We start from the raw sequence: 14,957 nt of genomic DNA, 5'->3' as shown, positions 1-14,957 counted from the left end.
CGTTACTTCTGTCGAAAACCGTACAAACTACGCTCTTCCTCATGGACCCCACGCCAGACCTGCCCGACCCCGCCACCCCCGGTGAGCCGGAGCCCGACCCGGCGCCGCACCGGGTGCCCGAGATCTCCTCGCTCGGGCTGGACACGCTGGTCACCGAGGTGTCCGAGCGGCTGCAGTCCGCCGCCGCCGTCACCGACCGGATGCAGCGGCTGCTGGAGGCGGTCGTCTCGGTCGGCGCCGGGCTGGACCTGCACGCCACCCTGCACCGGATCGCCACCGGCGCCGCCGAGCTGGTGGACGCCCGCTACGCGGCGCTCGGGGTGATCGCGCCGGGCGGGCAGGGCCTCTCCGACTTCATCCACGTCGGGGTGGACGACGCGCTGGCCGCCGAGATCGGCGAACTGCCGGTCGGCCGGGGCATCCTCGGCGCGCTGATCGACCGGCCCGAGCCGCTGCGGCTCACCGACCTCACCGCCGACCCGCGCTCCTACGGCTTCCCCCCGCACCACCCGTGCATGAGGACCTTCCTGGGCGAGCCGATCCGGATCCGCGACGAGGTGTTCGGCAACCTCTACCTCACCGAGAAGCGCGGCGGCGGCGCCTTCACCCCGGAGGACGAGCAGGTGGTGCACGCGCTCGCCGCCGCGGCCGGGGTCGCGATCGAGAACTCCCGCCTCTACGAGGAGGGCCGGCGCCGGGAGCGGTGGATCGCCGGCGCGTCCGCCGTCACCACCGCGCTGCTCTCCACCGACGAGGCGCAGGTGGCGCTCACCGTCGCCGCCGAGCAGGTCCGGGAGCTGGCGGACGCCGCGCTGGGCATGATCCTGCTGCCGGTCGCGGACGGCGACGCCGGCACCGTCCGGATGCGGGTCGCCCACGCCTCCGGGGAGGCCGCCGAGTTCGTGCGCGGCGAGCTGCTGCCGCCGGCCAGCTTCGCCTCCCGGCTGCTCCAGGGGGAGAGCGTCCACCTCGACGACATGTCCACCGACCCGACCGTGGTGATGCGGCTCGCCCGCAGCTTCGGCCCCTCGCTGGCCGTGCCGATGGTCGCCGCCGGCCGGGTGCTCGGCGGGCTCTGCGTCTGGCGCCCGCGCGGCGCCGTGCCGTTCTCCGGGGCCGAGAAGCAGCTCGCCGAGACCTTCGCCTCGCAGGCCGCGCTCGCGCTGCGGCTCGCGGAGGGCCAGCGCGACCAGCAGCGGCTCGCCGTCTTCCAGGACCGCGACCGGATCGCCCGGGACCTCCACGACCTGGTCATCCAGCGGCTCTTCGCCACCGGCATGATGCTGGAGGGCGCGGCCCGGCGCGCCATCGTCCCGGAGGTGAAGGTCCGCATCGGCGAGGCGGTGGACGAGCTGGACGCCACCATCCAGGAGGTCCGCACCACCATCTACGCGCTGCAGCACGACAACCACGGCGACGCGCCCGACACCCTGCGGACCAGGGTGCTGCGCGAGTGCAGCCAGACCGCGGCGGCGCTCGGATTCAAGCCCTCGGTCTCCTTCGTCGGCCCGGTGGAGAGCCTGGTCGGCGAGAAGACGAGCCGTCAACTGCTGGCCGCGCTGCGGGAGATGCTTTCCAACACGGCGCGGCACGCCCGGGCCTCCCGGGTCGGTGTCGAGCTGGACGCGACCGTGCACCTGGACGACGGCGGCCGTCCGGTCGGCGGCGACCCGGAGTCGCTGGACCGGGGCGGGCGCCCCGGCGTCCTGCTGACCGTCACCGACGACGGCATCGGCATCCCCGAGGGCGGGCGGCGCAGCGGTCTGCGGAACCTGGCCCGGCGCGCCGAGGCGCTCGGCGGCGACGCCTGGCACGAGCCCGGGCCGCACGGCCGGGGCACCCGGGTGCGGTGGACGGCGCGGCTCTGAACGTCCGGTGGGATGATCGGGTCAAACCCACCCGTCTTCGAACGGTTCGTGAACGGGGAGGATCCACGCCGGGATTGGTTGGCGCGCGGTTGGTGTGCACTCGGTGAAAGTTTAACGAGGGAGAACTTCCCGGCCAACGGAGCAAGTTGTGCATTTCGTGGCCTTCCGGCGCTCTCGTGTGCACACATAGCTTTACTCCCGTCTCGGAGAGGTACCGGACTGTGGGGGAGCAGTGGACGCGTCGGGCCGCGGTCACACCGCAGCAGGGGCAAGTCGAGGGGGATTCCGGGCCGAACGGGCACCGGACGGGCGGTATCGCTGGCAGTTGAAGGCGCCGAACGGCCGCGTCGTGGCCGTCACTCCGGCCGCGTACGAAACGGCCGGGGAGGCGGAGCGCGGCTTCGACGGCTTACGGGTCGGCGCGGAGGGGCTCACCGCCCGGATCACGCACGTGCGGGACGGCATCGGCTGGATCTGGGTGGTCCCCGGGTCGCGCAGCCTGCCGGAGGTGCGGTCCAGTCGCGCCTACGAGCGGTACGCCACCTGCCAGAACGCCTTCCGGCGCTTCGTCGTGCTGCTGGCCAAGCAGCCGGCCCTGGAGCGCCCCGAACTCTCCGAACGGGGGCCGTCGTTGAGAACGTCCGATGTCCGCTGACCGGCGCGGGCCGCGCCTGCTGACCGTCCCGGTCGGTGACCGCTCGCTGTCCTGGACGCTGCGCGCGGCCAACGGGCGGCAGCTCGGCGTCGGCGTGCGCACCTACCGGGGCGAGGCGGAACTCGCCGAAGCCGTCCGAGAGTTGATCATCGAGCGGGCCGCGCTGCGATGTACCGTCGGCCAGTCCGAGGCCCGCCTGTGGGTGTGGACGGCGTACCTGCCGGTGCGCAGCACCCGCCCGGGCGCCGCCGACGCGGCCGGACCGGTGGCCCGCAGCGCCCGCGGGTACCTGCGGCGCGACCAGTGCCAGGCCGGCGTCACCGGCTTCCTCACCGGACTCCAGCGCCTGGGGCAGGAGTTGCGCCGTCCGGGGCGCGACGACGCCTGGCCCTTCTGACGATCCGTCCGCCGCCGCCCCCAGCCGCCTTCGGGCGGCTTCTCGCGTTGCCCCCGCGGCGCGGACCGGCCCTTCCCCCTCTTCCGGTGAAGCGCAGGTATCCGGCAAACCCCCGAGCCGCCACCTGGAGAAGAACGTCACCGGCCTCTGACCTGCGGATTTCCACCCCTCCGCGGCCGTGCTGACCTGTTGCTAAACCTCTCCGAACCGAGAAATCGACAATCGCCCGGGGCGACCGTCCGCCCTTTCGACGGAACCGGGCCGACCGACAGGATCGGCACTGCCGGAACGGGCCGCCGCGGACGCGGCTCACGGCCCCGGGACTGACGACCAGTACCCGGGCAAGCGATGTACGTCTCTCCCACCGGAGGAACAGGAACATGCGCAAGACCGCTGCCAAGCTGCTCGCCGCCGCCGCGATCGCCACCTCGGTCGCCACCGTCGCCAGCGGCGTTGCCGTCGCCGACCCGGCCGCCGGCGTCGTCCCCGCCACCCAGGACATCGTGGGTGTCGGCTCCGACACCACCCAGGAGGTCCTGAACGGCCTGTCGGGTGGCTACAACGCCGCACTGACCGCCGCGGGCGACACCACCTCCCCGCGTCTGTACAGCTTCGACGCCACCGGCTCGGCCCAGATCACCTCCAAGGCCGGCACCTCCCCGTTCGACCGTCCGAACGGCTCCGGCGCCGGCATCAAGGCCCTGGAGACCCGCACCAGCACCCAGGTCGACTTCGCCCGCTCCTCGCGCGGCCCGGCCAACGGCACCGACCTCACCAGCGACGTCTTCGTCGCCTTCGCGCGGGACGCGGTCTCCTGGGCGGCCAAGACGGGCGGCAACGCCCCGGCCAACCTGACCACCGCGAACCTGAAGGACATCTACACCTGCGCCAAGACCAACTGGCAGCAGATCAACCCGGCCCTGCCGAACGCCACCATCAAGCCGTACCTGCCGCAGACCGCCTCCGGCACCCGTGCGTTCTTCCTGAAGGCCATCGGCGGTGCCACCCCCGTCACCCCGGGTGCCTGCGTCGTCTCCGGTCTCCAGGAGAACACGGGCACCGAGGCGGCCCTGACCGACAACAACGCGCTCGTTCCCTACTCCGTCGCCCACTACATCGGCCAGGTCTACTACGGCCACACCAGCGCCAACGACGCCGCGGGCCCGGTCACCATCCGCAACATCAACGGCATCGCTCCGGTCACCACCAGCCCGGCTGCGGTCATCAACCCCTCCTTCTCGGGCACCGCGTACGGCCGCAACGTCTACAACGTGGTCCGCAGCTCGGAGTGGACCGCCACCGACGCCCACGGTGTCGCCCTGCGGAAGATCTTCGGCACCGCCAGCAACGGCGGCTACATCTGCGGCACCGCCGGTACCGCCATCCTGACGAACTACGGCTTCGGCAGCCTGGGCAGCAACTGCGGCACCGAGATCTCGCCGGTCTGAGCCACCCCGCCCCATCTGATCCACCCGTAACAACCGGCGGCCACGGGCCTCGTGCCCGTGGCCGCCGGCCCGGTGATCCACCGGGAGCGCTCGCCGAGGCACCGTCACCGCCGCACAGGCGCAAGGAGAAACGATGCGAAAGACCATGGGCAAGCCGCTCACCGTCGCCGCGCTTGCCGCCTCGCTGGTCGGTCTGACCGGTGGTGCCGCACTCGCCGACCCGCCCGTCGTGCCGAACCCCGGCGACATCGTCGGCGTCGGCTCACAGACCACCGCGCCGCTGTTCAACCAGTTGTCCACGGACTACAACGCCGCCCTGACCGCGGCGGGTGACACGACGTCGCCGCGGCTGTACAGCTTCGACGCGATCGGCCCCTCGCCGATCGTGCTGAAGGCCGGGAGCGGCCCCGTCGCCCGGCCTACGGGCAGCGGTGCCGGCCTGGGCGCCCTGCACGCCGTCCCGAGCCAGGTGGACTTCGTCCGCATGGACCGGGGCCGGCTGCCCACCGACCTGGCGTCCGACACCTTCGTGGCGCTCGCCAAGGACGCGGTCTCCTGGGCCGCGCAGCTCGGGGGCCACGCCCCGGCGAACCTGACCACGGCGCAGCTGAAGGACGTCTACACCTGTGTCCGGACGACCTGGCAGCAGCTCGACCCGTCGCTGCCGAACGCGACGATCAAGCCCTTCCTCCCCCAGTCCGGCTCCGGCCTGCGTGACTTCTTCCTGAAGGCCCTCGGAGGCGGTACGCCGATCATCCCGGGTGCCTGTGTGACCAGCGGCGTCCAGGACAACCAGGGCACCGATCCGGTCCTGCACGACGCCGACGCGCTGGTCCCGTACTCGGTGGGCCACTACGTCGGCCAGGCCTTCTTCGGCCGCAGCACCGGCTCCGACGCGCCCGGAACGCTGACCGTCCGCGGCGTCAACGGCATCGCGGCGGTGAACACGGCGAACCAGAGCATCAACTCCCCGTTCGCCGCGAGCACCTACGGCAGGGTGCTCCACAACGTGGTCCGGGGCGCCGAGTGGACGGCGACGGACGCGCACGGGGCGGCGCTGCGGAACATCTTCGCCCCCAACGGCTTCATCTGCCGCAGCGCGACGGCCATCGCCGACCTCAAGAGCCACGGCTTCCTGCCCCTTCCGGGCGGTGCCTGCGGCAGCACCAGCTGAGCCGACGGTCACCAACCCTCACCGACACCGAAGGACCCCCAGCATGCGCGAGGCTTTTGCCTGGCTCACGGCGAGCACCGCCCTCACGGCCTCCCCCGTCATGGTGGGAGGGCCGGCCGCCGCCGACCCGGCCGTGCAGGCCGGATGGCTCTGCACGAATCCGGTGGCGAGGGCGACGGTCAGGAGCCACGGCTTCGCGCAGCTGCCGGCCCAGGCGTGCGGAGTCACCTTCTGGAGCGCCTGATTCCAGGCGCCGGAATCTTCGGCCGCCGTCACCCGCCGGGCAGTGCGGGGCGGCCGGCCGCGGGGGCGACCTTCTCGGGTCGCCTGCACCACCCAGCACACACCTCTCCCAAGGAGCACAGCATGTCCCGTACCCGCGCCCGCCTCGCCGCGACCGGCACCGCCGTCGTCCTCGCCGTCACCGGTATGAGCGGTGCGGCCGTCGCCGACACGGCCCCGGCGAGCACGCCGTCCACCGGCAGCGCGGTGGTCAACTCCAGCACCACCTTCCTGAGGGACCAGGCGCTCAACGGCATCATCGTCATCCCGCTGCCGTCCGCCACCCCCTCGTACGACAGCACCACCGGCATCAACACCACCTTCCAGGTGACCGGTGGCGAAGCCGACCTGTTCAACTTCTACGGTGACATCGAGCTCGGCGGTGGCCTGCTCTTCGTCAACATCTTCACGGGCAGGAGCGTCACCTTCAACCAGCTCCACTACAACGTCGGCGCCGGGTCGCTGACGGGCGTTCCCGTCGGCTCCACCGACGCGGTGCAGCTGCTGGACCCGAAGGGCCGTCTCCAGCTCAGCGGCACCAGCGCCAACGCGAGCCTGACCTCCTCGGACCTCCAGCTGGACGCGGCCGCCGCGACCTACCTGGACACCAAGCTGAAGACCGACTTCTTCAAGGCCGGTCAGTCGGTCGGCTCGTTCTCCCTGAAGTTCAACCAGGGCAGCTGACTTCTGGTCAGATGGCCCTCGGAGATCACGACGGACCCGCGCCACGGCGCGGGTCCGCTCGCATGCGGAGTTCCCAACTCCGCTACGGAGTCGTCGCGTTGTGTTCTCGTACACCCTGGCGACCGGACTCGGCCATGTCGGGCTGGCCGAATAGTAGGCAACCGGAGCCGTCAGCCTGAGCGCGACCATTCCCTCGTGCCGCCCCCGGCGGCTCGCACATCCCGGAGGTGCCCGCCATGAGATTCCGCGTACCCGATCCGAGAGAACGAGGGCGGTGGCGTCGGCGACTACCTCCGCTGACCCTCGTCCTGGCCGTGGTGGGCGCGGTGGTGACGGTGCCGGTCGGGCTCGGCGCCGTGACCGAGGCGCACGCGGCCTCGTCGAAGACGGTGACGGCGAAGCCGGTCTGGATTCCGGACTTCCAGGGCGGCGGGACCTACGGGTCCGAGGGAACCGTCACCGTCTCGCAGACCGAGAACCTGCAGGACCAGGTGATCGACGTCTCCTGGACGGGCTTCACTCCGAGCGTGAGCAGGTACGACCTCAGCACCCCCGCGACCTCTGCGACGCTGGGTGGCGACGACGTGCTCTTCCCCGTGCGGGTCTACCAGTGCCGCGGCAAGGACCCGAAGGTCACGGACTGCTACGGAAGCAGCCTGTTCGAGGCGGATCCGGCCAAGGGCTTCGAGAACCCCCCGCCCGAGCCGGGTACGACCGTGCCGGACTTCCCGTCGAACATGCGGCTCGGCGTGACCGGGGCGGACGGCTCGGGCAGCGTCAGCCTGGAGGTCTGGTCGAGCCGTCTGAGCCCGCACCTGGGCTGCGACGCGGAGAACCCCTGCTCCATCGTGGTCGAGCCGAACTGGGGCGGCGACACGGACGACCCGTTCAACAAGTACGGCGGGCAGCCCGACTGTTCGAGGCACCTGTACGACTACGACGACTTCGGCATCCAGCTCTCGGCGACGGACTCCTGGCCGAACGGTCACGTCAACCGGCGGAAGGGGACCCGCTCCGGTGAGATGTGCGCCTGGGAGAACCGGACCGTCGTCCCGATCACCTTCGCCGCCACGCCCAAGGAGTGCGGGAGTGCGAACCCGGACGTGATCGCCACGGGCCTGGAGATGCTCAACCGGGCCATGCAGCAGTGGATCGTCGGACTCTGCGGGGACACGAAGCCGCTGACGGTGCAGTACACCTCGGCCGGCGGCGAGCCGGCGGCCCGCAAGTCGTTCCTCGGGGGCTCCCGGATCGATGTCGGCCTCACGGCTCTGCCGGACCGGGGGACCCCCACCCGGCCGTACGTGTACGCGCCGCTCGCCACGACCGGGATCTCGGTCGCCTTCTGGGTGGACGACCCGGTGACCGGTCGGCAGATCCGGGACATGCGGCTGAACCCGCGGCTCGTCGCCAAGATGCTGACCCAGACCTACCAGGCCTGGGGCGCGAGGACGCCGACGGTGGAGGGCAACCCCGCCTGCATCTTCGAGGACAAGGAGTTCCTGCGGCTCAACACGCTGCCGGAGAGCAGCGGGCTGAGCTGGCCGAGCTGTGACACCGGGCCGGACGGTCCCAGCCCGGTGGTGCTGGGCACCTCGACCGACCTCACCTATCAGCTGACCTCGTGGATCGCCGGCGATCCCGACGCGGCGCGCTTCCTGGAGGGCGAGCGCGACCCGTGGGGCACCCGGATCAGCCTCAGCTACCTGCGGCCGGGGCTCTACCCGACCGACCAGCTCGTCCGCGAGGACGAGAGCGGCCTGATCCGGGCCCCGGACGACACGAACCCGCAGCCCGAGGACGTCAAGTACTGGAAGCGGTTCGAGTGGAACCCGCTGCAGACCGGCCTCAACGAGGTGCTCCGGTACATCCAGGAGGGCCAGTCGACCGCGCGGAGCCGGACCGACGTGAACGGGACCTACCCGAGGATGGCCTCGCGGGCGCCCGGTACCCGCTTCAGCTTCGCGATCCTCGACAGCGGCCAGGCCAAGGCCTACCGGCTGCCCGAGGCCTCGCTGCAGAACGCGGCCGGAGCCTTCGTCCCGCCCACGCTCACCGCCTTCCAGGCCGCGGTGGGGGACATGCCGGTCGACCCGGTGACCGGTACCCAACTGCTGCCCTACGGACAGCCCAACACCCCCTACTCCCTCGACCAGCGGCCGTACCCGCTCACCGTCGTGCAGTACGCGATGGTGCCGACCGCCAAGCTGTCGGCGGAGAAGACCGCCGATGTGAGCCGTTTCCTGAACACGGTCACCGGCACCGGTCAGCTGTACGGCATCGAGGCGGGTCGGCTGCCCGAGGGCTTCCTCGCGCTCACCAAGGAGCAGAAGGCGCAGGCCCAGGAGGCCGTGACCCATCTGGAGGCGCAGGACGGCAAGCTGCCCGGCAACCAGAAGCCGGCCACCGAGCCCTCCGAGCCCTCCGAGCCCACCGAGCCCGGCACGACCGGGGGCGGGAACGGCTCCGGCACCACCGGCGGCTCCGGCGTCGACCCGGGGACGACCGGGGGCGGCACCGGGACGACCGGCGGCACGTCGGGTTCCGGCGGCACCGGCTCCACCGGGGGCGACTCCGGCTCCGGGAGCAGCGGCGGCTCCGGCTCGTCCGGCGGGAGCGATTCCTCCTCCTCCGGCGGGGTCGGCTCGTCCGGCGGCCTCGGTTCGGACAGCGCCGCCGCGGGCGGCACCGGCACCGCCGGCGGCACCGCTCCGGCGGCCGGCGGGGCGACGCAGCCCGGTGCCAAGCCGGCCGCGGCCTCCGGCCAGAGCGCGGGCCCGCTCGCGGCGGCCCCGGTGGCCGCGGGTTCGCCGCTGCCGGACCGCTCCGGCGGTGCGCGGCTGCTGCTGCCGGTCGCGTTGATCGCCGGCCTGGTGCTGCTGGTCGGCGGCCCGGCGGCGCTCGTCCTGGGCGGGACCCCGGCCGGTGCGCGGATGACCGCGACCGCCCAGTCCCTGTGGGCGCGGATCCGCCGCCGCCCCTGACCCCGCCCGACCGCCGGTGACTCGGCGGGGCCGCCGTTCCGGCCCCGCCGAGTCCGCTTCCCGGGGGCGGGTCCCCCTGTTCCGGCGTCTCACGCCGGGGCGGCGGTGTTCGTCCACCGATCCCTGTACCGAGCACCTTCCACCGAGCGCGCCGGAGAGCAGACCATGACAGCCGCCGCCGAGCCCGCGGCACCGTACGCCGAGGCTCCACGCCAGCCCGATCCCGATGTACCCCGCACCATCACCGCCCCCGCCACCAACGGCGACCGGGTGTTCCGCGGTCTGCTGCGTGCGGCCGGCCTCTCGGTCTTCGCGATCATGGGGCTGATCGCGTTCTTCCTGATCCTGCGCGGCGCCCAGGCGCTGCGCGCGGTCGGCTTCGACTTCTTCACCGAGAAGAAGTGGCAGACCCAGGCACACAACTTCGGCATCGCCTCCGTGCTGCCGAACGGCATCCTGATCGCGGTGATCGCGCTGGTCATCGCCGTTCCGGTGGCGATCGCGGCGGCGGTCTTCATCTCCGAGTACGCGCCGGTGAGGCTGCGCGCGACGCTGATCTCCCTCGTCGACCTGATGGCCGCGATCCCCAGCATCGTCTACGGCCTCTGGGGCCTGTTCTTCCTCCAGCCGCAGATCATCGGCACCGTCCGCTGGATGTCGAACCACCTGGGCGAGGTGATCCCCTTCCTGAAGGTGCGCACCGGAGACATCGGCACCTCGTACACCTCGTCGACCTTCATCGCCGGCGTGGTCGTCTCGCTGATGATCATCCCGATCATCATCTCGCTGAGCCGCGAGGTCTTCTCCCAGGCACCGCAGGGCGAGCGCGAGGGCGCGTACGCGCTGGGCTCGACCCGGTGGGGCATGGTGCGCACGGTCGTCCTGCCCTTCGGCAAGGGCGGCGTGATCGGCGCGATCATGCTCGGCTTCGGCCGCGCGATGGGCGAGACCATCGCCGTCGCGCTGATCATCTCGCCGAGCTTCGACGTGATGGGCCACGTGCTGGAGAACGGCGCCAACTCGATCTCCGCGCTGATCGCGCTGCGGTTCGGCGAGTCGGACGCGCTGTCGCTGTCCGCGCTGATGGCGGCCGGCCTGGTGCTCTTCGGGATCACGCTGCTGGTCAACGTGGCCGCGAGCTTCGTGATCAGCCGTTCCCGTTCCGGCGCGGCGACGGCGGACTGAGCCGTGGCCGCTCTGAGAATCCGCCGCCAGGACGGCCGGGCCACCGCCCGCCCGGCCCGCCGACCGCTTTCGCTCCGCTGTGAAGGGACGCCCCGATGACCACCCTCGACAAGCCGCCGGCCGAGGCGCTCGCGCCGGGGTCGGCCCCGGCGCCCGGGCCGACCCCGGCGTCCACGACCGCACCGCCACCGGAACCCCAGCTCCCGGAACGGAAGTTGAAGCTCGGCGGGGTGACGCGCGAGGACGTCTTCACCATCCTCGGCGCCGGTGCCGGCTCGCTCGGCCTGGTCTGGGTCCTGTTCGAGCGCGTGCTGCCGTTCAGTGGCGTGCTGGGCTTCCTGATCTGCTGGTACGTGCTCTTCCTGGCCGGCTACTACCTGCTCGGCCAGGTCCAGTGGGGCGGGCCGATGGTCCGCGAGCGTCTGGTGTCGGTGGTCGCCTGGACCTCCGGTCTGCTGGTGGTCGCCCTGATCGCCGACCAGATCGGTTACGTCGCCTCGCGCGGCTACGACGCGGCCCAGCACCTCAACTTCTTCACCGAGTCGATGGAGAAGACCGCCTCGCTGTCGCCGATCACCTCCGGCGGCGCGTTCCACGCCATCGTCGGCTCGCTCGAACAGCTGGGCCTGGCCACGCTGTTCGCCGTTCCGCTGGGCATCGCCGCCGCCGTCTTCATGTCCGAGATCGGCGGCCGGATGGCCCGCCCGGTGCGCACCCTGGTCGAGGCGATGACGGCGCTGCCGTCGATCGTCGCCGGCCTGTTCGTCTTCGGCGTCGTCATCCTCACCTTCGGCTTCGACAAGAGCGGTTTCGCCGCCTCGCTGGCGCTGACCGTGATGATGATGCCGATCGTCACCCGGGCCGCCGAGGTGGTCATCCGCCTCGTCCCCGGCACCCTGCGGGAGGCCTCGTACGCGCTCGGCGGCAGTCAGTGGCGGACGGTGTGGAACGTCGTCCTGCCGACCGCACGCCGCGGTCTGATGACGGCGGTGGTGCTCGGTATGGCGCGCGCCGTCGGCGAGACCTCGCCCGTCCTGCTGACCGCCGGCTTCACCTCCCGGCTCAACGGCAACCCTTTCGAGGGCCCGCAGATCTCGCTGCCGCTGTACATCTGGAGCTACGTCAAGCTCCCGTACGACGAGATGATCGCCCGCGGCTTCGCCGCCGCCCTGACCCTGATGGCGGTGGTGCTCATCCTGTTCGTCACCGCCCGCGTCCTCGGCGGCCGCGCCGCCGGGGAGATGAGCCGCCGTCAGAAGCGCAAGCTCGACCGCGCCGCGCGCGCCGCCGCCCGGACGGCCGCGGCACCGGCACCGACCGGCCACCCGGCCGTCTCCGTCGGGGGGCACTGATGTTCCGACCCACCACCCTCCGCACCAGAGGAGTTCCCATGTCGCGGGAGGCCGAACGCCGCCCCCTGGCACGTCCGTTGGGCGTGCTGATGTCCACCCTGCTCGCGGCCGGTTCCCTGCTGCTGGGCCAGGCCGTCCCGGCGCACGCCGCTGTCGCGCTCACCGCGAGCGGCTCCAGCTGGGCCTTCCCGGCGATCGACCAGTGGCGCCAGGACGTCGGTCCGCAGGGCATCCAGATCGACTTCAACGCGGTGGGCTCGGCCCGCGGCCGCACCGAGTGGAACATCGGGCGCAACGACTTCAGCGCCTCCGACGTGCCGTTCCGCAGCCAGGTGGACAACGGTGCCAGCGCCGATGTCCGCCAGAAGGGCGACGGCGGCATCGAGAACGTGATCTACGGCTACTCCTACGTGCCGATCACCGCCGGCGGCACCGCGCTGATGTACCACCTGACGGTCGGCGGCAAGCAGGTCCGCGACCTGCGGCTGTCCGCCCAGACCATCATGGACATCTTCACCAAGAAGATCACCAACTGGAACGACCCGAAGATCACCGCCGACTACGGCAAGGCGCTGCCGAACCTGCCGATCACCCCGGTGGTCCGCTCCGACGGCTCCGGTGCGACCGCCCAGTTCACCCGTTGGATGGGCCGCTCCTTCCCCGCCCAGTGGGACGACTACTGCAAGTCCGTCAACGGCATCCCCTGCGGCGAGTACACCGAGTTCTACCCGAAGTCCGGCCAGATGACCGCGCAGAGCGGCTCCGACGTCGTCGCCGGCTACATCAAGGCCAGCTCCGGCGAGGGCACCATCGGCTACGACGAGTACGCCTTCGCCAAGCGCAGTGACATCCCGGTCGTGAAGGTCCTCAACCCGGCCGGGTACTACACCCTGCCGACCGCGTCCAACGTGGCCGTGGCGCTCACCGCCGCCCAGATCCGCGGCGTCGACGACAACACCCCGCCGGACGACCCGAACTACCTCCAGCAGAAGCTGGACGGCGTCTACACCAACGCGGACCCGCGCTCGTACCCGCTCTCCAGCTACAGCTACCTGATCGTGCCGCGCGCCAACTCGCTCAAGGCGCTCCCCCGGTTCAACAACGACAAGGGCGCCGCGCTGAGCAAGTTCCTCTCCTACGTGCTCTGCCAGGGGCAGGGCGAGGCGGACGAGCTGGGCTACTCGCCGATCCCGCGCAACCTCGTCCGCGGCGGTCTGCTGCAGACCCAGCACATCCCCGGCAACGCCAGCCCGGTCGACCCCAACACCCTCTCCAACTGCGGCAACCCGACCTTCAACTCGGCCGGTGAGCTGACCCTCCTCAAGAACGCCCCGCAGCCCAGCCCCTGCGACGCCAAGGGCCAGCCACTGGACTGCAAGCTCGACGGGAACGGCAAGCCGGTGAGCGCCGGCAGCACCGGCGGCACGGGCGGCACGGGCGGCGCCGGCGGCGCGGCCTCCGGCGGCGGCAACACCGGCGGCACCGGCGGCGCGGCCTCCGGCGGCGGCGCGAGCGGCACCGCCGGCGCGGCCTCCGGCTCGGGCGGCACCGGTGCCAAGACCGGTAACGGCAAGAACAGCCAGACGCCGGGTGCCGGCGGCACGGGCGGCACCGGTGGCGCGGCCTCCGGCGGCGGTACCGGCGGCACCGGCACGGGTGGAACGGGCGGCACGGCCGGCACCGGCGGTGCCGCGGCGGGCGACCCGAACGCGCCCGTCGCCGACCCGAACGCGCCCGCCGGCGACGGCACGGGCACGGACGGCACGGCCGAGGAGGTCGTCGACCCGCAGACCGGCCAGGTGGTCGCCCGGGGCCGCGGCTCCGGCGGCACCACCGAGGTCGCCGCCGACGTGGTCAACGTCGGCGGCCGGCCCGAGGACTGGACCCTGACCACCCTCACCGCGCTCGAACTGCTCGCCGTCGTCATCGTCCCGCCGCTGCTCGGCCGCCGTCTGCTGCGCCGCCGCTCGCAGACGGGTGGCCGGTCATGACGGCCCCCGCCCTGGAGAAGCCGGTCGGGACGGCGCGGCCCGCGCCGGCCCCGGCGGCCCCCGCGCCCGCGCCGGAGTCCGCTCCGGCCGGGCCGGGCGCCGGCGGCACCGGCCGGACGGCCAAGCGGGTCCGCTTCCTGCAGGCGGCCTGGGCGGTGAGCCTGCTGGCGGCGCTCACCACGGGCTTCGTCGGCTACCTGTTCACCCTCTCGCACGTGCAGCAGAAGCACTTCCAGTCCACCGCCTACAAGTCCTTCCGGGACCAGCTCGGCAAGGCGACCGCGCCGACCGGAAAGGCGGCGGACGGCGCGCCCGTCGCGCTGCTGGACATCCCGGCGATCGGGCTGCACCAGGCGGTCGTGGTGGAGGGCACCACCGGCCGGGACCTCATGCGCGGACCCGGCCACCGCCGGGACACCGCGCTGCCAGGCCAGACCGGGGTGGCGGTGCTGTTCGGCCGCGGGGCGACCTTCGGGGCGCCGTTCGCCGAGCTGACCAAGCTGCGGGTGGGCGACAAGATCGAGGCCACCACCGGGCAGGGCAAGTTCACCTACACCGTCAACGTGTACGGCGACGAGGACCACCCGATCGTGGACCCGGTGCGCAACCGGCTGGTGCTGGTGACCAGCGACTCCAACTGGATCGCGAGCTCGACGGTGCTGATCGGCGCCCGTCTGGACGGCGACCCGGTGGTGAACCCCGGCGGGCGCCCCGCCACCGTGCCGTACGACAAGGCGCTGGCCGCCGACAAGGGCGCGCTGGCCACGCTGCAGATGTGGGCGCTGGGCCTGCTCGGCGCGGTGGTCGCCGCCGTCGTGCTGGCCCGGTACTGGCACCGCTCGGCCGCCTACCTCAGCCTCGCGCCGGTGATCGGCGCGCTGCTCTGGGCGGTCTACGAGAACGCCGCCGCCCTGCTGCCCAACCTCTACTGAAGCGC

General features: G+C 72.3%; 12 protein-coding genes. All 12 read left to right on the top strand.

From position 1 onward, the window contains the following. Window positions 1-41: 41 nt before the first annotated feature. The 12 genes from ABT093_RS04945 (at window position 42) to ABT093_RS04890 (ending at window position 14,952) form a co-directional block, all read left to right on the top strand. A complete protein-coding gene (locus ABT093_RS04945) occupies window positions 42-1,868 on the top strand; it encodes a sensor histidine kinase (RefSeq protein WP_350560449.1) in 1,827 nt (608 codons plus the stop codon). Window positions 1,869-2,193: 325 nt separating this feature from the next. After that, a complete protein-coding gene (locus tag ABT093_RS04940) occupies window positions 2,194-2,523 on the top strand; it encodes a hypothetical protein (protein ID WP_502884123.1) in 330 nt (109 codons plus the stop codon). Next, window positions 2,513-2,920, top strand: a complete 408-nt coding sequence (locus tag ABT093_RS04935; RefSeq protein ID WP_350560445.1) for a hypothetical protein — start codon at window positions 2,513-2,515, stop codon at window positions 2,918-2,920. The genes ABT093_RS04940 and ABT093_RS04935 overlap by 11 nt, the downstream gene beginning before the upstream one ends. A 380-nt stretch (window positions 2,921-3,300) precedes the next feature. Next, on the top strand, window positions 3,301-4,368 hold the full coding sequence (locus ABT093_RS04930; RefSeq protein WP_350560443.1) for a PstS family phosphate ABC transporter substrate-binding protein: 1,068 nt from the start codon (window positions 3,301-3,303) through the stop codon (window positions 4,366-4,368). 133 nt (window positions 4,369-4,501) lie between these two features. Further along, window positions 4,502-5,542 (top strand): PstS family phosphate ABC transporter substrate-binding protein, encoded by a 1,041-nt coding sequence (locus tag ABT093_RS04925; RefSeq protein ID WP_350560441.1) that lies wholly within the window; start codon window positions 4,502-4,504, stop codon window positions 5,540-5,542. Between the two features lie 43 nt (window positions 5,543-5,585). After that, complete coding sequence (locus ABT093_RS04920) at window positions 5,586-5,786, top strand: hypothetical protein (protein ID WP_350560439.1); 201 nt, start codon at window positions 5,586-5,588, stop codon at window positions 5,784-5,786. Between the two features lie 122 nt (window positions 5,787-5,908). After that, window positions 5,909-6,508, top strand: a complete 600-nt coding sequence (locus tag ABT093_RS04915; RefSeq protein WP_350560437.1) for a hypothetical protein — start codon at window positions 5,909-5,911, stop codon at window positions 6,506-6,508. Window positions 6,509-6,744: 236 nt separating this feature from the next. Continuing rightward, window positions 6,745-9,492: a hypothetical protein gene (locus ABT093_RS04910; RefSeq protein ID WP_350560435.1), complete on the top strand. Its 2,748-nt coding sequence runs from the start codon at window positions 6,745-6,747 to the stop codon at window positions 9,490-9,492. 165 nt (window positions 9,493-9,657) lie between these two features. Next, entirely contained in the window at window positions 9,658-10,677 is a 1,020-nt protein-coding gene (gene pstC / locus ABT093_RS04905; RefSeq protein WP_350560433.1) for a phosphate ABC transporter permease subunit PstC, read from the top strand. A 95-nt stretch (window positions 10,678-10,772) separates the two neighbouring features. Then, window positions 10,773-12,029: a phosphate ABC transporter permease PstA gene (gene pstA / locus ABT093_RS04900; RefSeq protein WP_350560431.1), complete on the top strand. Its 1,257-nt coding sequence runs from the start codon at window positions 10,773-10,775 to the stop codon at window positions 12,027-12,029. A 38-nt stretch (window positions 12,030-12,067) separates the two neighbouring features. Beyond that, window positions 12,068-14,020 (top strand): phosphate ABC transporter substrate-binding protein PstS, encoded by a 1,953-nt coding sequence (locus tag ABT093_RS04895; RefSeq protein WP_350560429.1) that lies wholly within the window; start codon window positions 12,068-12,070, stop codon window positions 14,018-14,020. Beyond that, on the top strand, window positions 14,017-14,952 hold the full coding sequence (locus ABT093_RS04890; protein WP_350560427.1) for a sortase: 936 nt from the start codon (window positions 14,017-14,019) through the stop codon (window positions 14,950-14,952). The genes ABT093_RS04895 and ABT093_RS04890 overlap by 4 nt, the downstream gene beginning before the upstream one ends. Window positions 14,953-14,957: the final 5 nt, after the last annotated feature.

The sequence above is a fragment of the Kitasatospora sp. NPDC002551 genome (assembly GCF_040296005.1).
In the GTDB taxonomy this organism is placed as follows: domain Bacteria; phylum Actinomycetota; class Actinomycetes; order Streptomycetales; family Streptomycetaceae; genus Kitasatospora.
This window is presented reverse-complemented; position numbering and strand designations above follow the sequence as displayed.